At 61.4% G+C, this 13,263-nt stretch carries 12 protein-coding genes; 6 read left to right on the forward strand and 6 right to left on the reverse strand.

Translation table 11 applies throughout. From position 1 onward, the window contains the following. The first annotated feature begins 9 nt into the window (after positions 1-9). Both PIB16_RS12745 and PIB16_RS12750 read left to right on the forward strand, forming a co-directional pair. Entirely contained in the window at positions 10-948 is a 939-nt protein-coding gene (locus tag PIB16_RS12745) for an ABC transporter substrate-binding protein (protein WP_271045678.1), read from the forward strand. 125 nt (positions 949-1,073) lie between these two features. Next, complete coding sequence (locus PIB16_RS12750; protein WP_271045679.1) at positions 1,074-2,009, forward strand: ABC transporter substrate-binding protein; 936 nt, start codon at positions 1,074-1,076, stop codon at positions 2,007-2,009. 67 nt (positions 2,010-2,076) lie between these two features. Here the strand turns inward: PIB16_RS12750 and PIB16_RS12755 are convergent, their stop codons facing one another. Continuing rightward, complete coding sequence (locus PIB16_RS12755) at positions 2,077-3,000, reverse strand: LysR family transcriptional regulator (protein ID WP_080857347.1); 924 nt, start codon at positions 2,998-3,000, stop codon at positions 2,077-2,079. 113 nt (positions 3,001-3,113) lie between these two features. Between PIB16_RS12755 and PIB16_RS12760 the strand changes: the two genes are divergently transcribed. From PIB16_RS12760 to PIB16_RS12770, 3 genes are read left to right on the forward strand one after another with little or no spacing between them, the layout of a single operon-like run. Beyond that, entirely contained in the window at positions 3,114-3,425 is a 312-nt protein-coding gene (locus tag PIB16_RS12760) for a (2Fe-2S)-binding protein (RefSeq protein WP_269313437.1), read from the forward strand. After that, entirely contained in the window at positions 3,404-4,786 is a 1,383-nt protein-coding gene (locus PIB16_RS12765) for an FAD/NAD(P)-dependent oxidoreductase (protein WP_271045680.1), read from the forward strand. The genes PIB16_RS12760 and PIB16_RS12765 overlap by 22 nt, the downstream gene beginning before the upstream one ends. Next, complete coding sequence (locus PIB16_RS12770) at positions 4,779-5,930, forward strand: NAD(P)/FAD-dependent oxidoreductase (protein ID WP_271045681.1); 1,152 nt, start codon at positions 4,779-4,781, stop codon at positions 5,928-5,930. The genes PIB16_RS12765 and PIB16_RS12770 overlap by 8 nt, the downstream gene beginning before the upstream one ends. A 7-nt stretch (positions 5,931-5,937) precedes the next feature. On the opposite strand, the gene PIB16_RS12775 is transcribed toward PIB16_RS12770, so the two are convergent. Beyond that, a complete protein-coding gene (locus PIB16_RS12775) occupies positions 5,938-7,263 on the reverse strand; it encodes an NAD(P)/FAD-dependent oxidoreductase (protein WP_078053492.1) in 1,326 nt (441 codons plus the stop codon). Between the two features lie 230 nt (positions 7,264-7,493). Here PIB16_RS12775 and PIB16_RS12780 point away from each other — a divergent pair, with 230 nt between their 5' ends. After that, positions 7,494-7,970: an Lrp/AsnC family transcriptional regulator gene (locus PIB16_RS12780; protein WP_003506856.1), complete on the forward strand. Its 477-nt coding sequence runs from the start codon at positions 7,494-7,496 to the stop codon at positions 7,968-7,970. A gap of 43 nt (positions 7,971-8,013) precedes the next feature. Here the strand turns inward: PIB16_RS12780 and PIB16_RS12785 are convergent, their stop codons facing one another. From PIB16_RS12785 to PIB16_RS12800, 4 genes are all read right to left on the reverse strand, one after another. Next, on the reverse strand, positions 8,014-9,669 hold the full coding sequence (locus PIB16_RS12785; protein WP_271045682.1) for an ABC transporter ATP-binding protein: 1,656 nt from the start codon (positions 9,667-9,669) through the stop codon (positions 8,014-8,016). Continuing rightward, the gene (locus PIB16_RS12790) at positions 9,669-10,520 is read right to left on the reverse strand and encodes an ABC transporter permease (RefSeq protein ID WP_059753371.1); all 852 of its coding nucleotides are present in this window, start codon (positions 10,518-10,520) and stop codon (positions 9,669-9,671) included. Before PIB16_RS12790 ends, PIB16_RS12785 begins: the two co-directional genes overlap by 1 nt. Continuing rightward, complete coding sequence (locus PIB16_RS12795) at positions 10,520-11,470, reverse strand: ABC transporter permease (RefSeq protein ID WP_003524664.1); 951 nt, start codon at positions 11,468-11,470, stop codon at positions 10,520-10,522. The genes PIB16_RS12790 and PIB16_RS12795 overlap by 1 nt, the downstream gene beginning before the upstream one ends. A 92-nt stretch (positions 11,471-11,562) precedes the next feature. Next, positions 11,563-13,173 carry an ABC transporter substrate-binding protein gene (locus tag PIB16_RS12800; RefSeq protein WP_271045683.1) on the reverse strand — a complete coding sequence of 537 codons (1,611 nt, stop codon included), beginning with the start codon at positions 13,171-13,173 and terminating at the stop codon, positions 11,563-11,565. Positions 13,174-13,263: the final 90 nt, after the last annotated feature.

Below are 13,263 nucleotides of genomic sequence, written 5' to 3' on the forward strand. Positions count from 1 at the left end.
AACACTCACATGGCATTTTCATCGAAATTATTGTCCCTGCTTGCCGGCGGTCTTTTCACCGCCACTGCTGCGCTCATCCCGGTCGTGCATGCGCAGGAGGTTGACCTGTCGCCCGAGCAGAAGGGGCGGGTGCGCGTCGAAAAGGTGGAAGAGGCAATCAAGCTTCTGCCCGCCGGCCACAAGTTCATTACAGACGGAAAGCTGACGGTCGCGACCGTTCCCTTCCGCCTGCCGCTGGTGGATTATGCAAGCGACACAAAAACGCCGATCGGCGTGGAGCCGGATATCGCCCAGCTGGTCGCCGACAGCCTTGGCCTTGAGCTGCAGCTTGTGCCTATTGCCTGGGCGGACTGGCCGCTCGGTCTTGCATCCGGCAAATATGACGCCGTTACTTCCAACATCACGGTGACGGAAGCCCGCAAGGAAAAGTTCGATTTTTCCAGCTACCGCAACGATCTGCTCGGCTTCTATGTCGGCAATAACAGCAAGGTCACATCCATCGGCAAGCCGGAGGATGTCGCAGGGCTGAAGGTCATCGTCGGGGCCGCCACCAATCAGGAGCAGATCCTGCTGAAATGGATCAAGGACAACAAGGCGAAGGGACTGGCCGATACCGAGGTGCAATATTATGACGATCAGGCCGTGCTTGACGTCGCCCTGCAATCCGGCCGTGCGGATGCCTATCTCGGCCCTAATGCGACCTCTGCCTTTCAGGCGGCAAGCCAGAAGAAGACGAAGCTCGTCGGCACCTTCTCCGGCGGCTGGCCGGAAGCGGCCGAGATCGCCGTCGCTTCGAAAAAGGACGCAGGCATAGCGGAGGCCATCACCGCCGCGCTGAACGCCCAGATCAAGAACGGCAATTACGGCAAGGTTCTCGCCCGCTGGAACCTCGGCTCGGAAGCCATCACGGAATCCCGCACCAATCCGCCCGGCCTGCCCAAGAGCTAAGGCCAGATTTTCGAAAAAGCTGAGTTGAAGGTGGGACATCACTCAGCCGGTAGCGCGGGCATCCTCCCGTCCGCGCTACCTCCGTCCCACAGTCATTCTATCGGGCATTCTATCGGGAAACCACAATGACCTTCACCTCTCGTCTCGCCACGGCCACGCTTGGCGCCTTTCTCTCAATCGCCGGTTTTGCATCGGCTTCGGCAACGGATGTTTTCGACCTGTCGCCGGATCAGCCCGGCCGCATCCGGGTTGAAAAAGACCCCGGCGCGATTGCCGCCGTTCCGAAGGATTTCAAATTCGTCACGCCGGGCAAACTCACCGTCGCAGTCGCACCCGGCGGCCCCCCGCTCGCGACCTATGCGACGGATGCAAAAACGGTGGTCGGCGCAGATCCCGATTACGCCCTTGCGGTGGCCGACAGCCTTGGCTTGGAGCTGGAACTGGTGGCGGTGGCCTGGGCGGACTGGCCGCTGGGGCTTGCCTCCGGCAAATACGATGCGGTGATCTCGAATGTGGGCGTTACCGAGCAGCGCAAGGAAAAGTTCGATTTCTCCACCTATCGTCAGGGCCTGCACGGATTTTTCGTCAAGGCAGACAGCGGCATAACCGCCATCCGCGAGCCGAAGGACGCGGCCGGCCTGAGGATCATCGTCGGCGCCGGCACCAATCAGGAGCGCATTCTGCTGAAATGGAGCGACGAAAACGTCGCCGCCGGACTGAAGCCGATCGAGCTGCAATATTACGATGATGAAGCGACCCGGCTTGTGGCGCTTTCAGCGGGGCGGGCGGATGTGATCGTTCAGCCGCATGCGCAGCTGGTCTTCATCGCCGCGCGTGACAAGACCATCAAGCGTGTCGGCACGCTCTCGGCCGGCTGGCCGGAGCGGTCCGATGCCGCCATCACCACCCGCAAGGGATCGGGACTGGCCGATGCGCTGACGCTTGCCACCAACGACCTGATCAAGAGCGGCGCTTACGCGAAGATTCTGGATCGCTGGCAGCTATCGGAAGAAGCCCTGCCGGAATCGCGAACCAACCCGCCCGGCCTGCCGAAAAGCTGATCGTTCGAACACATGCGGCGGACTGCAATACCCGCAGGCTCAGGCCTTGCGGGTATTGTTTTGTCCGTCAATTCTGGGCGGGAAGGGCGCGAAAGAGCTTTCGCAATTCACCGACGAAGGGTTTGAAGAAGCGCGAGAGCGGCCGGGCCGTGTTGGTGGAAACGGCGACATTCATCGTTACTTCAGGCATGAATGGGCGCACCGTCACCCCCTCGAAACTGTTCCAGCGCACCAGACCGTCGACAAGGGCGATGCCGATGCCGCCGCGTACCAGCGGCACGGCACCGACCGATGAGGTGACCTGCACCGAAACGTCACGCACAAGCCCGTCGCGTTCGAAGACCTCGTTCAGCTGCGGGCCGATCTCGTCCGCATGGTTGCCATAGGAAATCAGCGGTCTGCCGGCGAGGTCGCGGGGCGTGACCGTCATCATTTCGGCGAGAGCATCATCATGCCGCATCACCGCCACGACCGGCACGGAGGCGAGGATTTCGCTGCGCACCGTCGGCGCCTGAATGGTGGAGAGCGTTACCGCAAAATCGATGTCGCCCAGCAACAATTGTTCGGCAATCTCTTTTTTGGGCAGGGCGTTGAGGTGGATTTTGACGGTCGGATGCGCCTGCCGGAAGGCCAGCAGCGCCTCGGGCAGAACGGAATAGGTAACCGGCAGGCTGGCCCCGATGCGCAGAAGGCCAAGCTTGCGCTCGCCAATCGTGCGCGTCAGCTTTTTCAGAACCTCAAGTTCGCGAAAAACCCGGTCGGCATCCTCATAGATCAGATGCGCTTCCATCGTCGGCACCAGCCGCCCGCCAATGCGCTCGAACAGCTTGTAACCCAGTTGGCTTTCCAGATGGTGCAGCACCTTGCTGACGCCGGGCTGGGAAACGGCAAGCGAATTGGCGGCCGCCGTCACGGAGCCGTCGCGCATGATGGCGCGGAAAATTTCAAGCTGTCGGGCGTTCATGGAAACCTCCAGCGTCATCTCTTCCATAACCCAAGGTTCTGTTCAAGCGACCATTTGCGATTGGCGGCAAACCTTCTGCCGTGGAAATCTGTGAAGGTGCAGGAGAGGTGCCTGCGAAGATTTCGGGAAAGGAAACGCGGATGCCGGCCAGATTCAGGCGCATTGCCGAAGAGCGACGCGCGGCTTGCCCTGTCCTGGTTGACGGCATGCCGGTCGAGGCGCTGGAGGGCGACACAGTGCTGACGGCGCTGATGCTCTCGCGCGGCTTTGCCCGTTTGTCCGAGTTCGCCGATGGCGAGCGGGCGGGGTTCTGCCTGATGGGCGCCTGTCAGGATTGCTGGGTCTGGACCGGTGAAGGCGAGCGGCTGCGCGCCTGTTCCACCGCCGTACTCCCGGGCATGGATATCAGAACCGAGGTTCCGGAGGGGTTATGGCAGATTTGCGCGTCGTGATCGTGGGCGCCGGCCCCGCCGGTACGCGTGCCGCCGAGGCGTTGGTGCGGGCGGGGCTCCGCCCCGTCGTCATCGATGAGGGAGATCGCAGCGGCGGCCAGATTTATCGCCGCCAGCCGCAAAATTTTCGACGCTCCTATGCGGCCCTTTACGGCACGGAAGCGGATAAGGCGAAGGCTCTGCACGAGGTATTCGACGGGCTTTCGGACCACATCGATTACTGCCCGCAGACCCTGGCATGGGCAATCCGCGACAATCGCATTCATATTCAGCGCGCCGAGACATCCGAAGCTCTCAATTTCGACGCCCTTATCATCGCATCGGGTGCGACCGACCGCATCATGCCTTTGCCGGGCTGGACGAGGCCGGGATGTTTTTCGCTTGGCGCTGCGCAGATATCCCTGAAAGCGCAAGCCTGTGCGATAGGTCGGCGGGTGGTTTTCATGGGCACCGGGCCGCTGCTTTATCTCGTGGCCTATCAATATATGAAGGCAGGCGCGGCGCCCGTGGCAGTGCTGGATACCACGCCATTTTCCACGCAGATCAAGGGCCTGCCGGGGATGATCGCGCGACCGTTGCAGCTCCTCAAGGGCATGCGGCTCGTTGGGGCGCTGTTGGCCGGCGGGGCAAGGATCGAGCGGGGTATCGTCCCGTTAGAGATTATCGGTGACGCCGAGGGCGATGTGACCGGTATCCGCTACCGGAATGCCTCCGGTGAGGAAACACGCCTCGCCTGCGATGCGGTCGGTATGGGTTATCATCTGCGGGCGGAAAGCCAGCTTGCCGATCTTGCAGGTTGCCGCTTCTCCTTTCATCCGACGATCCGGCAATGGTTGCCGGATGTGGACGATATGGGGCGCAGTTCGGTGCGGAATGTCTATCTGGCGGGCGATGGCGTGCGTATTCTCGGTGCAGATGGTGCGGAAGCCTCCGGCCGGCTTGCCGCCTTCGGGCTTCTTGAGGATCAGGGTTTGAAGCCATCCCGCGCGGAGATCGGCCGCTGCCGAAAGCAATTGAGAGCTGCGAGGCGCTTTGCGCAGGGAATGGCCCGGGCCTTCCCCTGGCCGCACCAGTTGGCGCAGACACTTGCCGACGACACGATCATCTGCCGCTGTGAGGTGGTAACGGCGGGAGAGCTGCGCGCGAGCGTGACCGGCAAGGGCGCAACGGAGGTCAATCGCTCGAAAGCTTTCTCGCGGGCCGGCATGGGCCGGTGCCAGGGGCGGTTTTGCGGGCAGGCGGGACAGGAGATTGTCGCCGCCGCCTCTGGTCTGCCGGTGGAATCGGCGGGACGGCTGCGCGGGCAGGCGCCGGTAAAACCGCTGCCGCTGGCGATTGTGAGGGGAGACGATGATGCGTAACACGCTTGCGGAGGCGGATGTCATTATTGTCGGCGGGGGTATTGTCGGAACGGCCACGGCATTCTTCCTGCGGCAACGGGGCGTCAGCGTCATTCTGCTGGAGCGTTTCCTCGTCGGCCAGCAGGCGAGCGGCACCAATTTCGGCAATGTCCGCCGTCAGGGCCGTTACCTCGGGCAGCTTCCGCTCGCCAACAGATCGCGGGATATCTGGAGCCGCATCCCGCAACTGACCGGCGCGGATGTGGAATTCATGCCCGTCGGCCATATCCGGTTTCTCTGGACGGAAGAACAGATCGCCACGGTCGAGAAATACCGCGACGATGCCGCGCAATATGGTCTGGAGCTGCATATCCTCCCGCGCGAGGTCATCCGGCAGAAATTTCCCTTCATCGGACCGGAAGCGGTTGCCGGATCATGGTCGCCGCATGATGGTCACGCCAATCCGCGCCTCGTCGCGCCCGCCTTCGCCCGTGCGGCGCGGCGGGACGGTGCAAGGATCGTGGAAAATTGCGAGGTTCTGGCCATCGAAAAGGCCGGTGAGGATTTCCGGGTAATGACGGCGGAAGGGGATTATCGCGCGCCCGTGGTGCTGGTCGCCAGCGGCGCATGGGGCGGCGGGTTTGCTGGCGCTTTGGGCGAGGCGGTACCGCTGGAGGTTGCCGGCCCGCAAATGGGCGTGACGGAACCCTTGCCATGGTTCATTCACCCGGTCGTTGGCGTTTCCACCAAAATTCCCGGCGAAGTGATCTATATGCGGCAAATCCCGCGCGGAAACGTCATTTTCGGCGGGGTGAAACGATGCGCCGCCGCGCTGGATGAACGCCGGGCGAAATACGATCCCGCCGGGCTCGATGCCCAGCTGCGTCAGCTTCTGCGGCTGGCGCCCGCCTTGCGCCATGCCCGGCTGATCCGCACCTGGTCCGGCGTGGAGGGCTATATGGCCGACGATCTGCCGGTCATGGGAGACAGTGCCGCAACCTCCGGCCTTTATTATGCCTTTGGCTTCAGCGGCCACGGTTTCCAGATCGGCCCGGGTGTCGGCGACGTGATGGCGGAGCTGATAGCGACCGGGAAGACCACGACGCCGATTGCGGATTTTCACATCGGCCGTTTCCGTCGTGGTCAGCCTGTCGCATCCCACTAAGCGAGGATCAGAAATCCGCGACCTTGCCCCAGGACGAGTTCAGGAAACGGCTGGGGTGATAGGGGGCGGCATCGACGATCGGGTTCGAGCCCGTCACGATATCGGCGATCAGATGGCCGGCGCCCGGCCCTATGCCGAAACCATGGCCGCTGAAGCCGGCGGCGAGAATGAAGCCGGGCAATTCGCTGGTTTCGCCGATGGCGGGCACGCCATCGGGCGTGCTGTCGATGAAACCGGCCCAGGCAGCGGAAATCTGCGTTTTGCCGAGGGCGGGCAGAAGCTCAAGCGCCCTTCGATGAGTCTCGCGGATGGCGGCGGCATTGGGTTTCGGGTCGAGAATACGAACCCGTTCCATCGGCGTCGGCGCATCGAGCCGCCAGCGTTTCAGCGTCTCGTGGCCGCCGCGAATGCCTTCCAGCCCGCCCGGCCGCAGGCTTCGCCAGCGCTTGAGGAACATCGGGATGAATTCACGGGCAAACCGCATCTGCTGCGCCGTCGGGTCAATGCGCCCCAGCCCGCTGATGGCGAGCGTGTAACCGCCGTCTTTTCTCTTCGTTGCCGAAACGGCGGCGGTGTGCAGCGCATCCGGCAGTCCTTCCGCACCTGGTGTGACGGAGAGGATGGAAGAGCGGACGGAGGCCTGCGGGAAACGAATGCCGAGCTGCCGGCAAAAGGACGACGCCCAGGCCCCGCCGGACATGATGGCGGTTTTGGTGCGGATCGTGCCTTTTTCGGTGACGACGGCGCTGACCCGGCCGCCTTCCGTCTCAAGCCCGCGTGCGGCGCAATTCTGATGCACCGTGCCGCCCAGCTTGATGATGGCGCGCGCCACGGCGGGTGCTGCCATGGAAGGATCGGCCGTGCCGTCCGTCGGCGAAAACACGCCGCCCTTCCAGCGCTTTCCCGTGGATCGGCCGCGTTCGCTCGCCTCATCGGCGCTCAGCATATGGGTCGTCACGCCTGCGGTAATGGCAAAGTCGCGCCAGCGCGCCCAGCCGGCAAGTTCGGCCTCATTGTCGCTCAGGTAAAACAGCCCGCAGCGGCGAAAACCCGTGTCCTCGCCGCTCTCTGCGCCAAACTCTTCCCAGAGCGCCAGGCTCTTGGTGGAAATCGGCAATTCGCGGGCGTCGCGGTTCTGCTGGCGGCACCAGCCCCAGTTGCGGCTGGATTGCTCGGCCCCGATCAGGCCTTTTTCGACCAGCGCCACTTTCAGGCCGCGCCGGGCAAGATAATAGGCGGCGAAGACACCGACGATTCCACCGCCGATAATGACGGCGTCTGCGGATGTCGGCAGTTCCGGCGATGTCGTGATCTGTTGCAGCGGGGCGGGCATGGTCGGACTCCTTATATTCGTCCTAATTTACCTCAGCCGGCGTGTAAACGCTGCCAGACTGGGCCTCTTGCCGGAATCTCCTGCTGTTGGGCGACGCCTCTGCAACTCTTTATGCTGCATCAAAAAAATATCCCCACGTCGACAGGGTTCGCCCATGTGGTAAGATTTCCTTTGCCGCGCCAGAATTTTATGCCGCGTGTTCAAAAAACAAAAAAGGGGTTCCGCACGTGATGAAACTTGACCGGATCGATATCAAGATCCTCTACGAATTGCAGAAAAACGGTCGCATCACCAATGTCGAGCTGGCGGAACTTGTCAATCTGTCGCCAAGCCCCTGCCTGATGCGGGTGAAGAAGCTGCAGGCGGAAGGTTATATCGAGGGTTATTCGGCGCAGATCAACATCAACAAGCTCGGCCAGACGCTGACGGTGTTTACGGAAATCACGCTGAAGAACCATCGCCAGATCGATTTCGCCCGCTTCCTCGGCGTTGTCGAAAAGATCGACCAGGTGGTGGAATGCCACCTTGTTTCGGGCGGTTACGATTACCTGCTGAAATTCGTCACCTCTGGCATCGTTGAATACCAGTCGATCATGGAGCGGCTGACCGATATGGATGTGGGCATCGACAAATATTTCAGCTTCGTGGTGCTGAAATCGCCGATCATCAAGTCGCATATGCCGCTGACCAGCCTGTTTCCGCTGTGAGGTGTGAGAAAACGGCCCGTTGCCGGGCCGTATCATTTCATTCTCACCTTTTCGAAAACGCCCGCACCAGCTCCGCATCCTGCTGGAGATTGTCGAGCCATGTCGGGTCGAGTTTCGGCACCGAGGAAAACAGCAGTTTCGAATAGGGGTGGGAGGGCGATTTGATCGCTTCGGTTTCCAGATGCTCCACCTTCTGCCCGCCATACATCACGACAATCTCGTCGCAGATGGTTTCCACCACCGAGAGATCGTGGCTGATGAAGATATAGGAGAGGTTCAGCTCCCGCTGCAGCTCTCCGAGAAGATCGATGATCGCGGCCGCCACCACGGTATCGAGTGCCGAGGTGATTTCGTCGCAGATGATGAGCGAGGGTTCGGCGGCAAGTGCGCGGGCGAAATTGACGCGTTGTTTCTGGCCGCCGGAAAGACCGGAAGGGTGGCGGTGACGCACCGAGCGCGGCAACTTCACCATATCGAGAAGTTCATCGATCCGGGCGTCGCGCGCCTTGCCTTTCATGCCGTGATAGAAGGTCAGCGGCCGGCCGAGAATATCCTCGATGGGTTTCGAGGGGTTGAGTGCGGTATCGGCATATTGGAACACGATCTGCATCCGGCGCAGCTGGTCGCCGGTTCGACGCCGGGCATCCGCATCCAGTTCCCGGCCTTCGAAGATGACATGGCCGCCGGCCGCCGGCAGAATGCCGGCGATGGCGCGCGCCAGCGTCGATTTTCCGCAACCGGATTCGCCGATGATGCCGAGATTACGACCGGGATAGACCGAGAGGCTGACGCTATCCACCGCCCGCACCAGCGGCATCTTGTCTTCGCCCTTCGTTCCGTAACCGGCGATCAGCTTTTCGATGTCCAGCAGCGGCGTTGCCTGCTCCTGTCTGGCGGGTGTGATGACACGCGCCTTGTCATGAAAGGCCGTCAGCAGTTCCTTCGTGTAGGGATGCTGGGCATTTTCGAGGATATCGGTGGTCGTACCGGTTTCCTGAACCTCGCCGCCTTTCAGCACAACGATCCGATCGGCGATCTGGGCGACGACGGCGAGATCGTGCGAAACATAAACGCCGCCGATGCCGTTCTTGCGCATTGCCGATTTGAAGGCACGCAGAACCTCGATCTGGGTCGTGACGTCGAGAGCGGTGGTCGGCTCGTCGAAGATCACCAGCTTCGGATTGCCGATCAGCGCCATTGCGGCGGAGAGGCGCTGAAGCTGGCCGCCGGACACCTGATGCGGGTAACGCTCGCCGATGGTCTCGGGGTTGGGCAGCGACAGCGCCTTGAAAAGTTCAACCGCCCGCGTGCGTGCTTCCTGCGGTGGCATCAGATGGTGGATGCGGGTGACTTCGATGACCTGGTCGATGATCTTCTGCGCCGGGTTGAAGGCGGCGGCGGCGCTCTGCGGCACATAGGCCACTTTTGTGCCGCGGACTTTGGCGCGTTCGACTTCGGAAAGCTGCACCATGTCCTGGCCCGCCACCTTGACGCTGCCGCCGGAAATGCGGCAGCCCGGCCGGGCATAGCCCATCATGGTCAGCGCGATGGTAGTCTTGCCGGAGCCGCTTTCGCCGATCAGCGCGACGATTTCGCCATCGGCGATGTCGATGTCCACGCCTTTGATGATGTCGATACGGCGGCCGGAATCGGTGGTGGCCTCGACTTTCAGTCCACGGATTTCAACAAGATTGCTCATTATTCGCTCCTGTCGCGGATTTTCTGCGGCAGATTGTCGATCAGCAGGTTGACGCTGATCGTCAGGCTGGCAATGGCCAGCGACGGGAAGATGACGGCGGGGGCCGCAAACGGCAGGCCGCCGATGTTCTCACGCACCAGCGCGCCCCAGTCCGCATTCGGCGGCTGCAGGCCGAGGCCGAGGAAGGAAAGGCCCGACAGAAGCAGCACGATGAACACGAAGCGCACGCCAAGATCGGCCAGGACGGGCCGGACGATGTTCGGCAGGATTTCAGAGCCGATGAGGTAGAACAGGCTTTCGCCGCGCACCCGGGCGACGGTGACGAAATCCATGGTGTTGACGTTGACGGCGAGCGCCCGGGCGAAACGATAGGCGCCCGGTGTATAGATGACCGAGAGCGTGATGATCAGCACCGGAATGGAAGAGCCGACGGCGGCGACGACCACGAGACCGAAAAGCTTGCTCGGAATGGAATTTACCGCATCGAGAAACCGGCTGAGCGCCGCATCGAACCAGCCGCCGATGACGGCGGCGCACATGCCGAGCACGACGCCGGAGGTGCAGGCGATGGTGACGGCGGCGAGCGATATGCCGACCGTGAAACGCGCGCCCATGAGAATGCGGGAGAACACGTCACGGCCGAGATAATCGGAACCGAGCCAGAGATCGGAGGTCATCGGCCCGAAATAATCGAGATCGACGATCTCACCGACCGGATGCGGAATGAGATAGGGCGCGAAGATTGCGACCATGGCCCAGAAAAAAATGACGAGAAAGCCGAAAACACCGACTGCGTTGATCTTGTAACCCAAACGCGAGGTCCCCGAAGTTGTTTTAATATTGTCGGCCATCAGCGCAGCCTCGGATTGGACATGATGGCGATGATATCCGCCGTCGTGATGAGGAGGAGATAACCGACGCAGAAGATCATCGCGCAGCTCTGGATCAGCGGCAGGTCGCGGGTTGCGACGCCATCGACCATCAGCTTGGCAATGCCGGGATAATTGAAGATTGTCTCGACGATGATGACGCCGCCGACGAGATAGGAAAGCGACAGCGCCACCGCATTGACGATGGGACCGAGCGCATTGGGAAGCGCATGGCGAAGCACGATGCGCATGCGCGGCGCGCCCTTCAAAAGCGCCATTTCCACATAGGGCGTATCCAGCGTCTCGATGACGGCAGCGCGGCTCATGCGGATCATCTGTGCGGAAACGACGAAGGTCAGCGTGATGACCGGCATGGCATAGACCCGCAGCACATCGAAAAGCGTGTGAACCTCGCTGACCAGCGACAGCGCCGGAAGCCATTTCAGATAGACGGCGAAAAGCAGCACGGCGAGTGTGGCGATCATGAATTCCGGCACCGAAATGACGCCGATGGTCAGTACGGTGACGGCCCGGTCATAAAGCGTTCCGCGCAGCATGGCGGAGCTGATGCCGAGGGTCAGAGCCAGCGGCACGGCGATGATGGTGGTAATGCCGGCAAGCTTCATGGAGTTGACGAAGCGCGGGCCGATAAGATCGGCAATCGCCATGTTGTTGGCGTAGGACGTGCCGAGTTCACCCTGCAGCAGGCCGAGAAGCCAGCGGACGAAACGCAGGAGGGCCGGATCGTCGAGATGCATGGCGGTGCGCAGGCCGGCCACGGCCTCCGGCGTCGCCGCCTGGCCAAGCAGGATCGTCGCCGTGTCGCCGGGCAGCAGGCTGGTGGCGGAAAAGACGATAAACGACACGATAAGCAGCGTCGTCAGCATGACGACCAGCCGCCTGGCGATAAGGGATAATATCCGGCTGTTCATTCACATGCTCCTGCGACGTGCCTGATTGTGGAGGCTTTCCGCAACGACGGAAAGGCTGCCGGGCGCATTTTCGCGCCCGGCTCCATGGTCTATCAGGCTTCGAGCCAGACGTATTCCGCAAAGGCGTAACCCATCATGCCGCCGAGCGGATTGGCTTCCAGACCCTTGAGCTTGGAACTGATGGCGTCGACATTCGAAATATAGGCGGGAATGATGGTGCCGGCTTCGTCGGCGATCATCGTTTCCAGTTCGAAGTAGATCTGCTTGCGCTTGTCCATATCGAGCATGCCGCGTGCCTCGAGCATCAGCTTGTCGAATTTCGGCGACTTGTACTGGCTTTCGTTCCACGGTGCGTCGGAAGCATAGAGCAGCGAGAACAGGATATCCGGTGTCGGGCGCGGGTTGATGTTGCCGAAATGGACAGGCTCCTTGAGCCAGTAATTGCTCCAGTAACCGTCCGAAGGCACGCGCTGCACATCCAGTTTGACGCCGATTTCGGCGGCGGAAGCCTGGATGATCATCGCCATGTCGACGGAAGAGCTTGCCGCATCCGATGCGATGACCGGAATGGATTGGCCAATGAGGCCGGCCTTCTGGAAGTGGAACTTCGCCTTGTCAGGATCGAAGGCTTTCGGCTTGAGGTCCGGATTGTGATAGGGGCTCATCGGCGGAACCGGCTGGTCGTTGCCGACTTCACCGAGGCCGCGCAGGGCCGCCTTGACGATCTGCTCGCGATTGACGATCGACTTCATGCCAGCTACGAAATCGGCATTGTTACCGGGCGCCTGGTCAAGACGCATGTTGAGGTTGGTGTAGTTCCCCGATGTCGTCTTGGACAGAACGACACCGTCCTGCTTGTCGAGCAGGCGAAGTGCACGCGGGTTGATGGAGGCCGCAAGCTGGATATCGCCGGAAAGAAGGGCGTTGACGCGAGCATTGTCGTCCGAAATCGCCATGAATTCGAAGCTGTCGATGTGCGGGCCGCCAGACTTCCAGTAATTGGTGTTCTTGCTCATGATCGAACGCACGCCCGGCTCGAATTTTTCGAGCTTGAAAGCGCCAGTGCCGTTGCCCTTGGAGAAATCCGTGGTGCCGTCGGCAACGATCATGAAATGATGCAGGGCCAGAATGGATGGCAGGTCCGCATTCGCGTTCGCCAGCGTGATTTCGACTGTGCTCTTGTCAAGAGCCTTGAAGCCGGTCATCTGCGCGGCAATCTTTGCGACCTTGGAACCGACGGCCGGATCGAGATGTCGCTTCAGCGAATAAACCACGTCGTCGGCCGTCAGGGCCTTGCCGTCATGGAAGGTGACGCCTGAACGCAGCTTCACCGTCCAGGTTTTGGCGTCCTTCGTTTCGATAGCTTCGGCCAGCTCCAGCTGTGGTGTTCCGGAAACATCGAGGAAGCTCAAACGGTTATAGAGCGCGCAGCAACGAACATAGTCCGTCGAAAGCGAGGCTTTTGCCGGATCGAGCGTATCGGCGGTGGAGGAGGACCAGCCGGCAGCTTTCAGCGTGCCGCCAGAGACCGGCGTTGCGGCCACGGCATTTGAAGCGCGGCCGAGGATGGCCGAACCGGCGGAAAGGGCGACGCCACCCGCCAGCAGCATGTGAAGCAGCTCACGCCGCGTTGCGCCGCGCCGGATCGCCTGTTCAACGGCGGCATCGTCGGAGCGGGTCCAGTTTGTAATCCTGTCACTCATGGTCTTCCCCTTTTGTATGATTTGTTGAAATGCGTCTGAAGAAATTTCCGGCATGCCGCATCCCAGTTCGCGGCACGCCATTGGCGGGGC

Source organism: Agrobacterium sp. ST15.13.015, from assembly GCF_027871645.1.
GTDB classification, from domain to species: domain Bacteria; phylum Pseudomonadota; class Alphaproteobacteria; order Rhizobiales; family Rhizobiaceae; genus Agrobacterium; species Agrobacterium leguminum.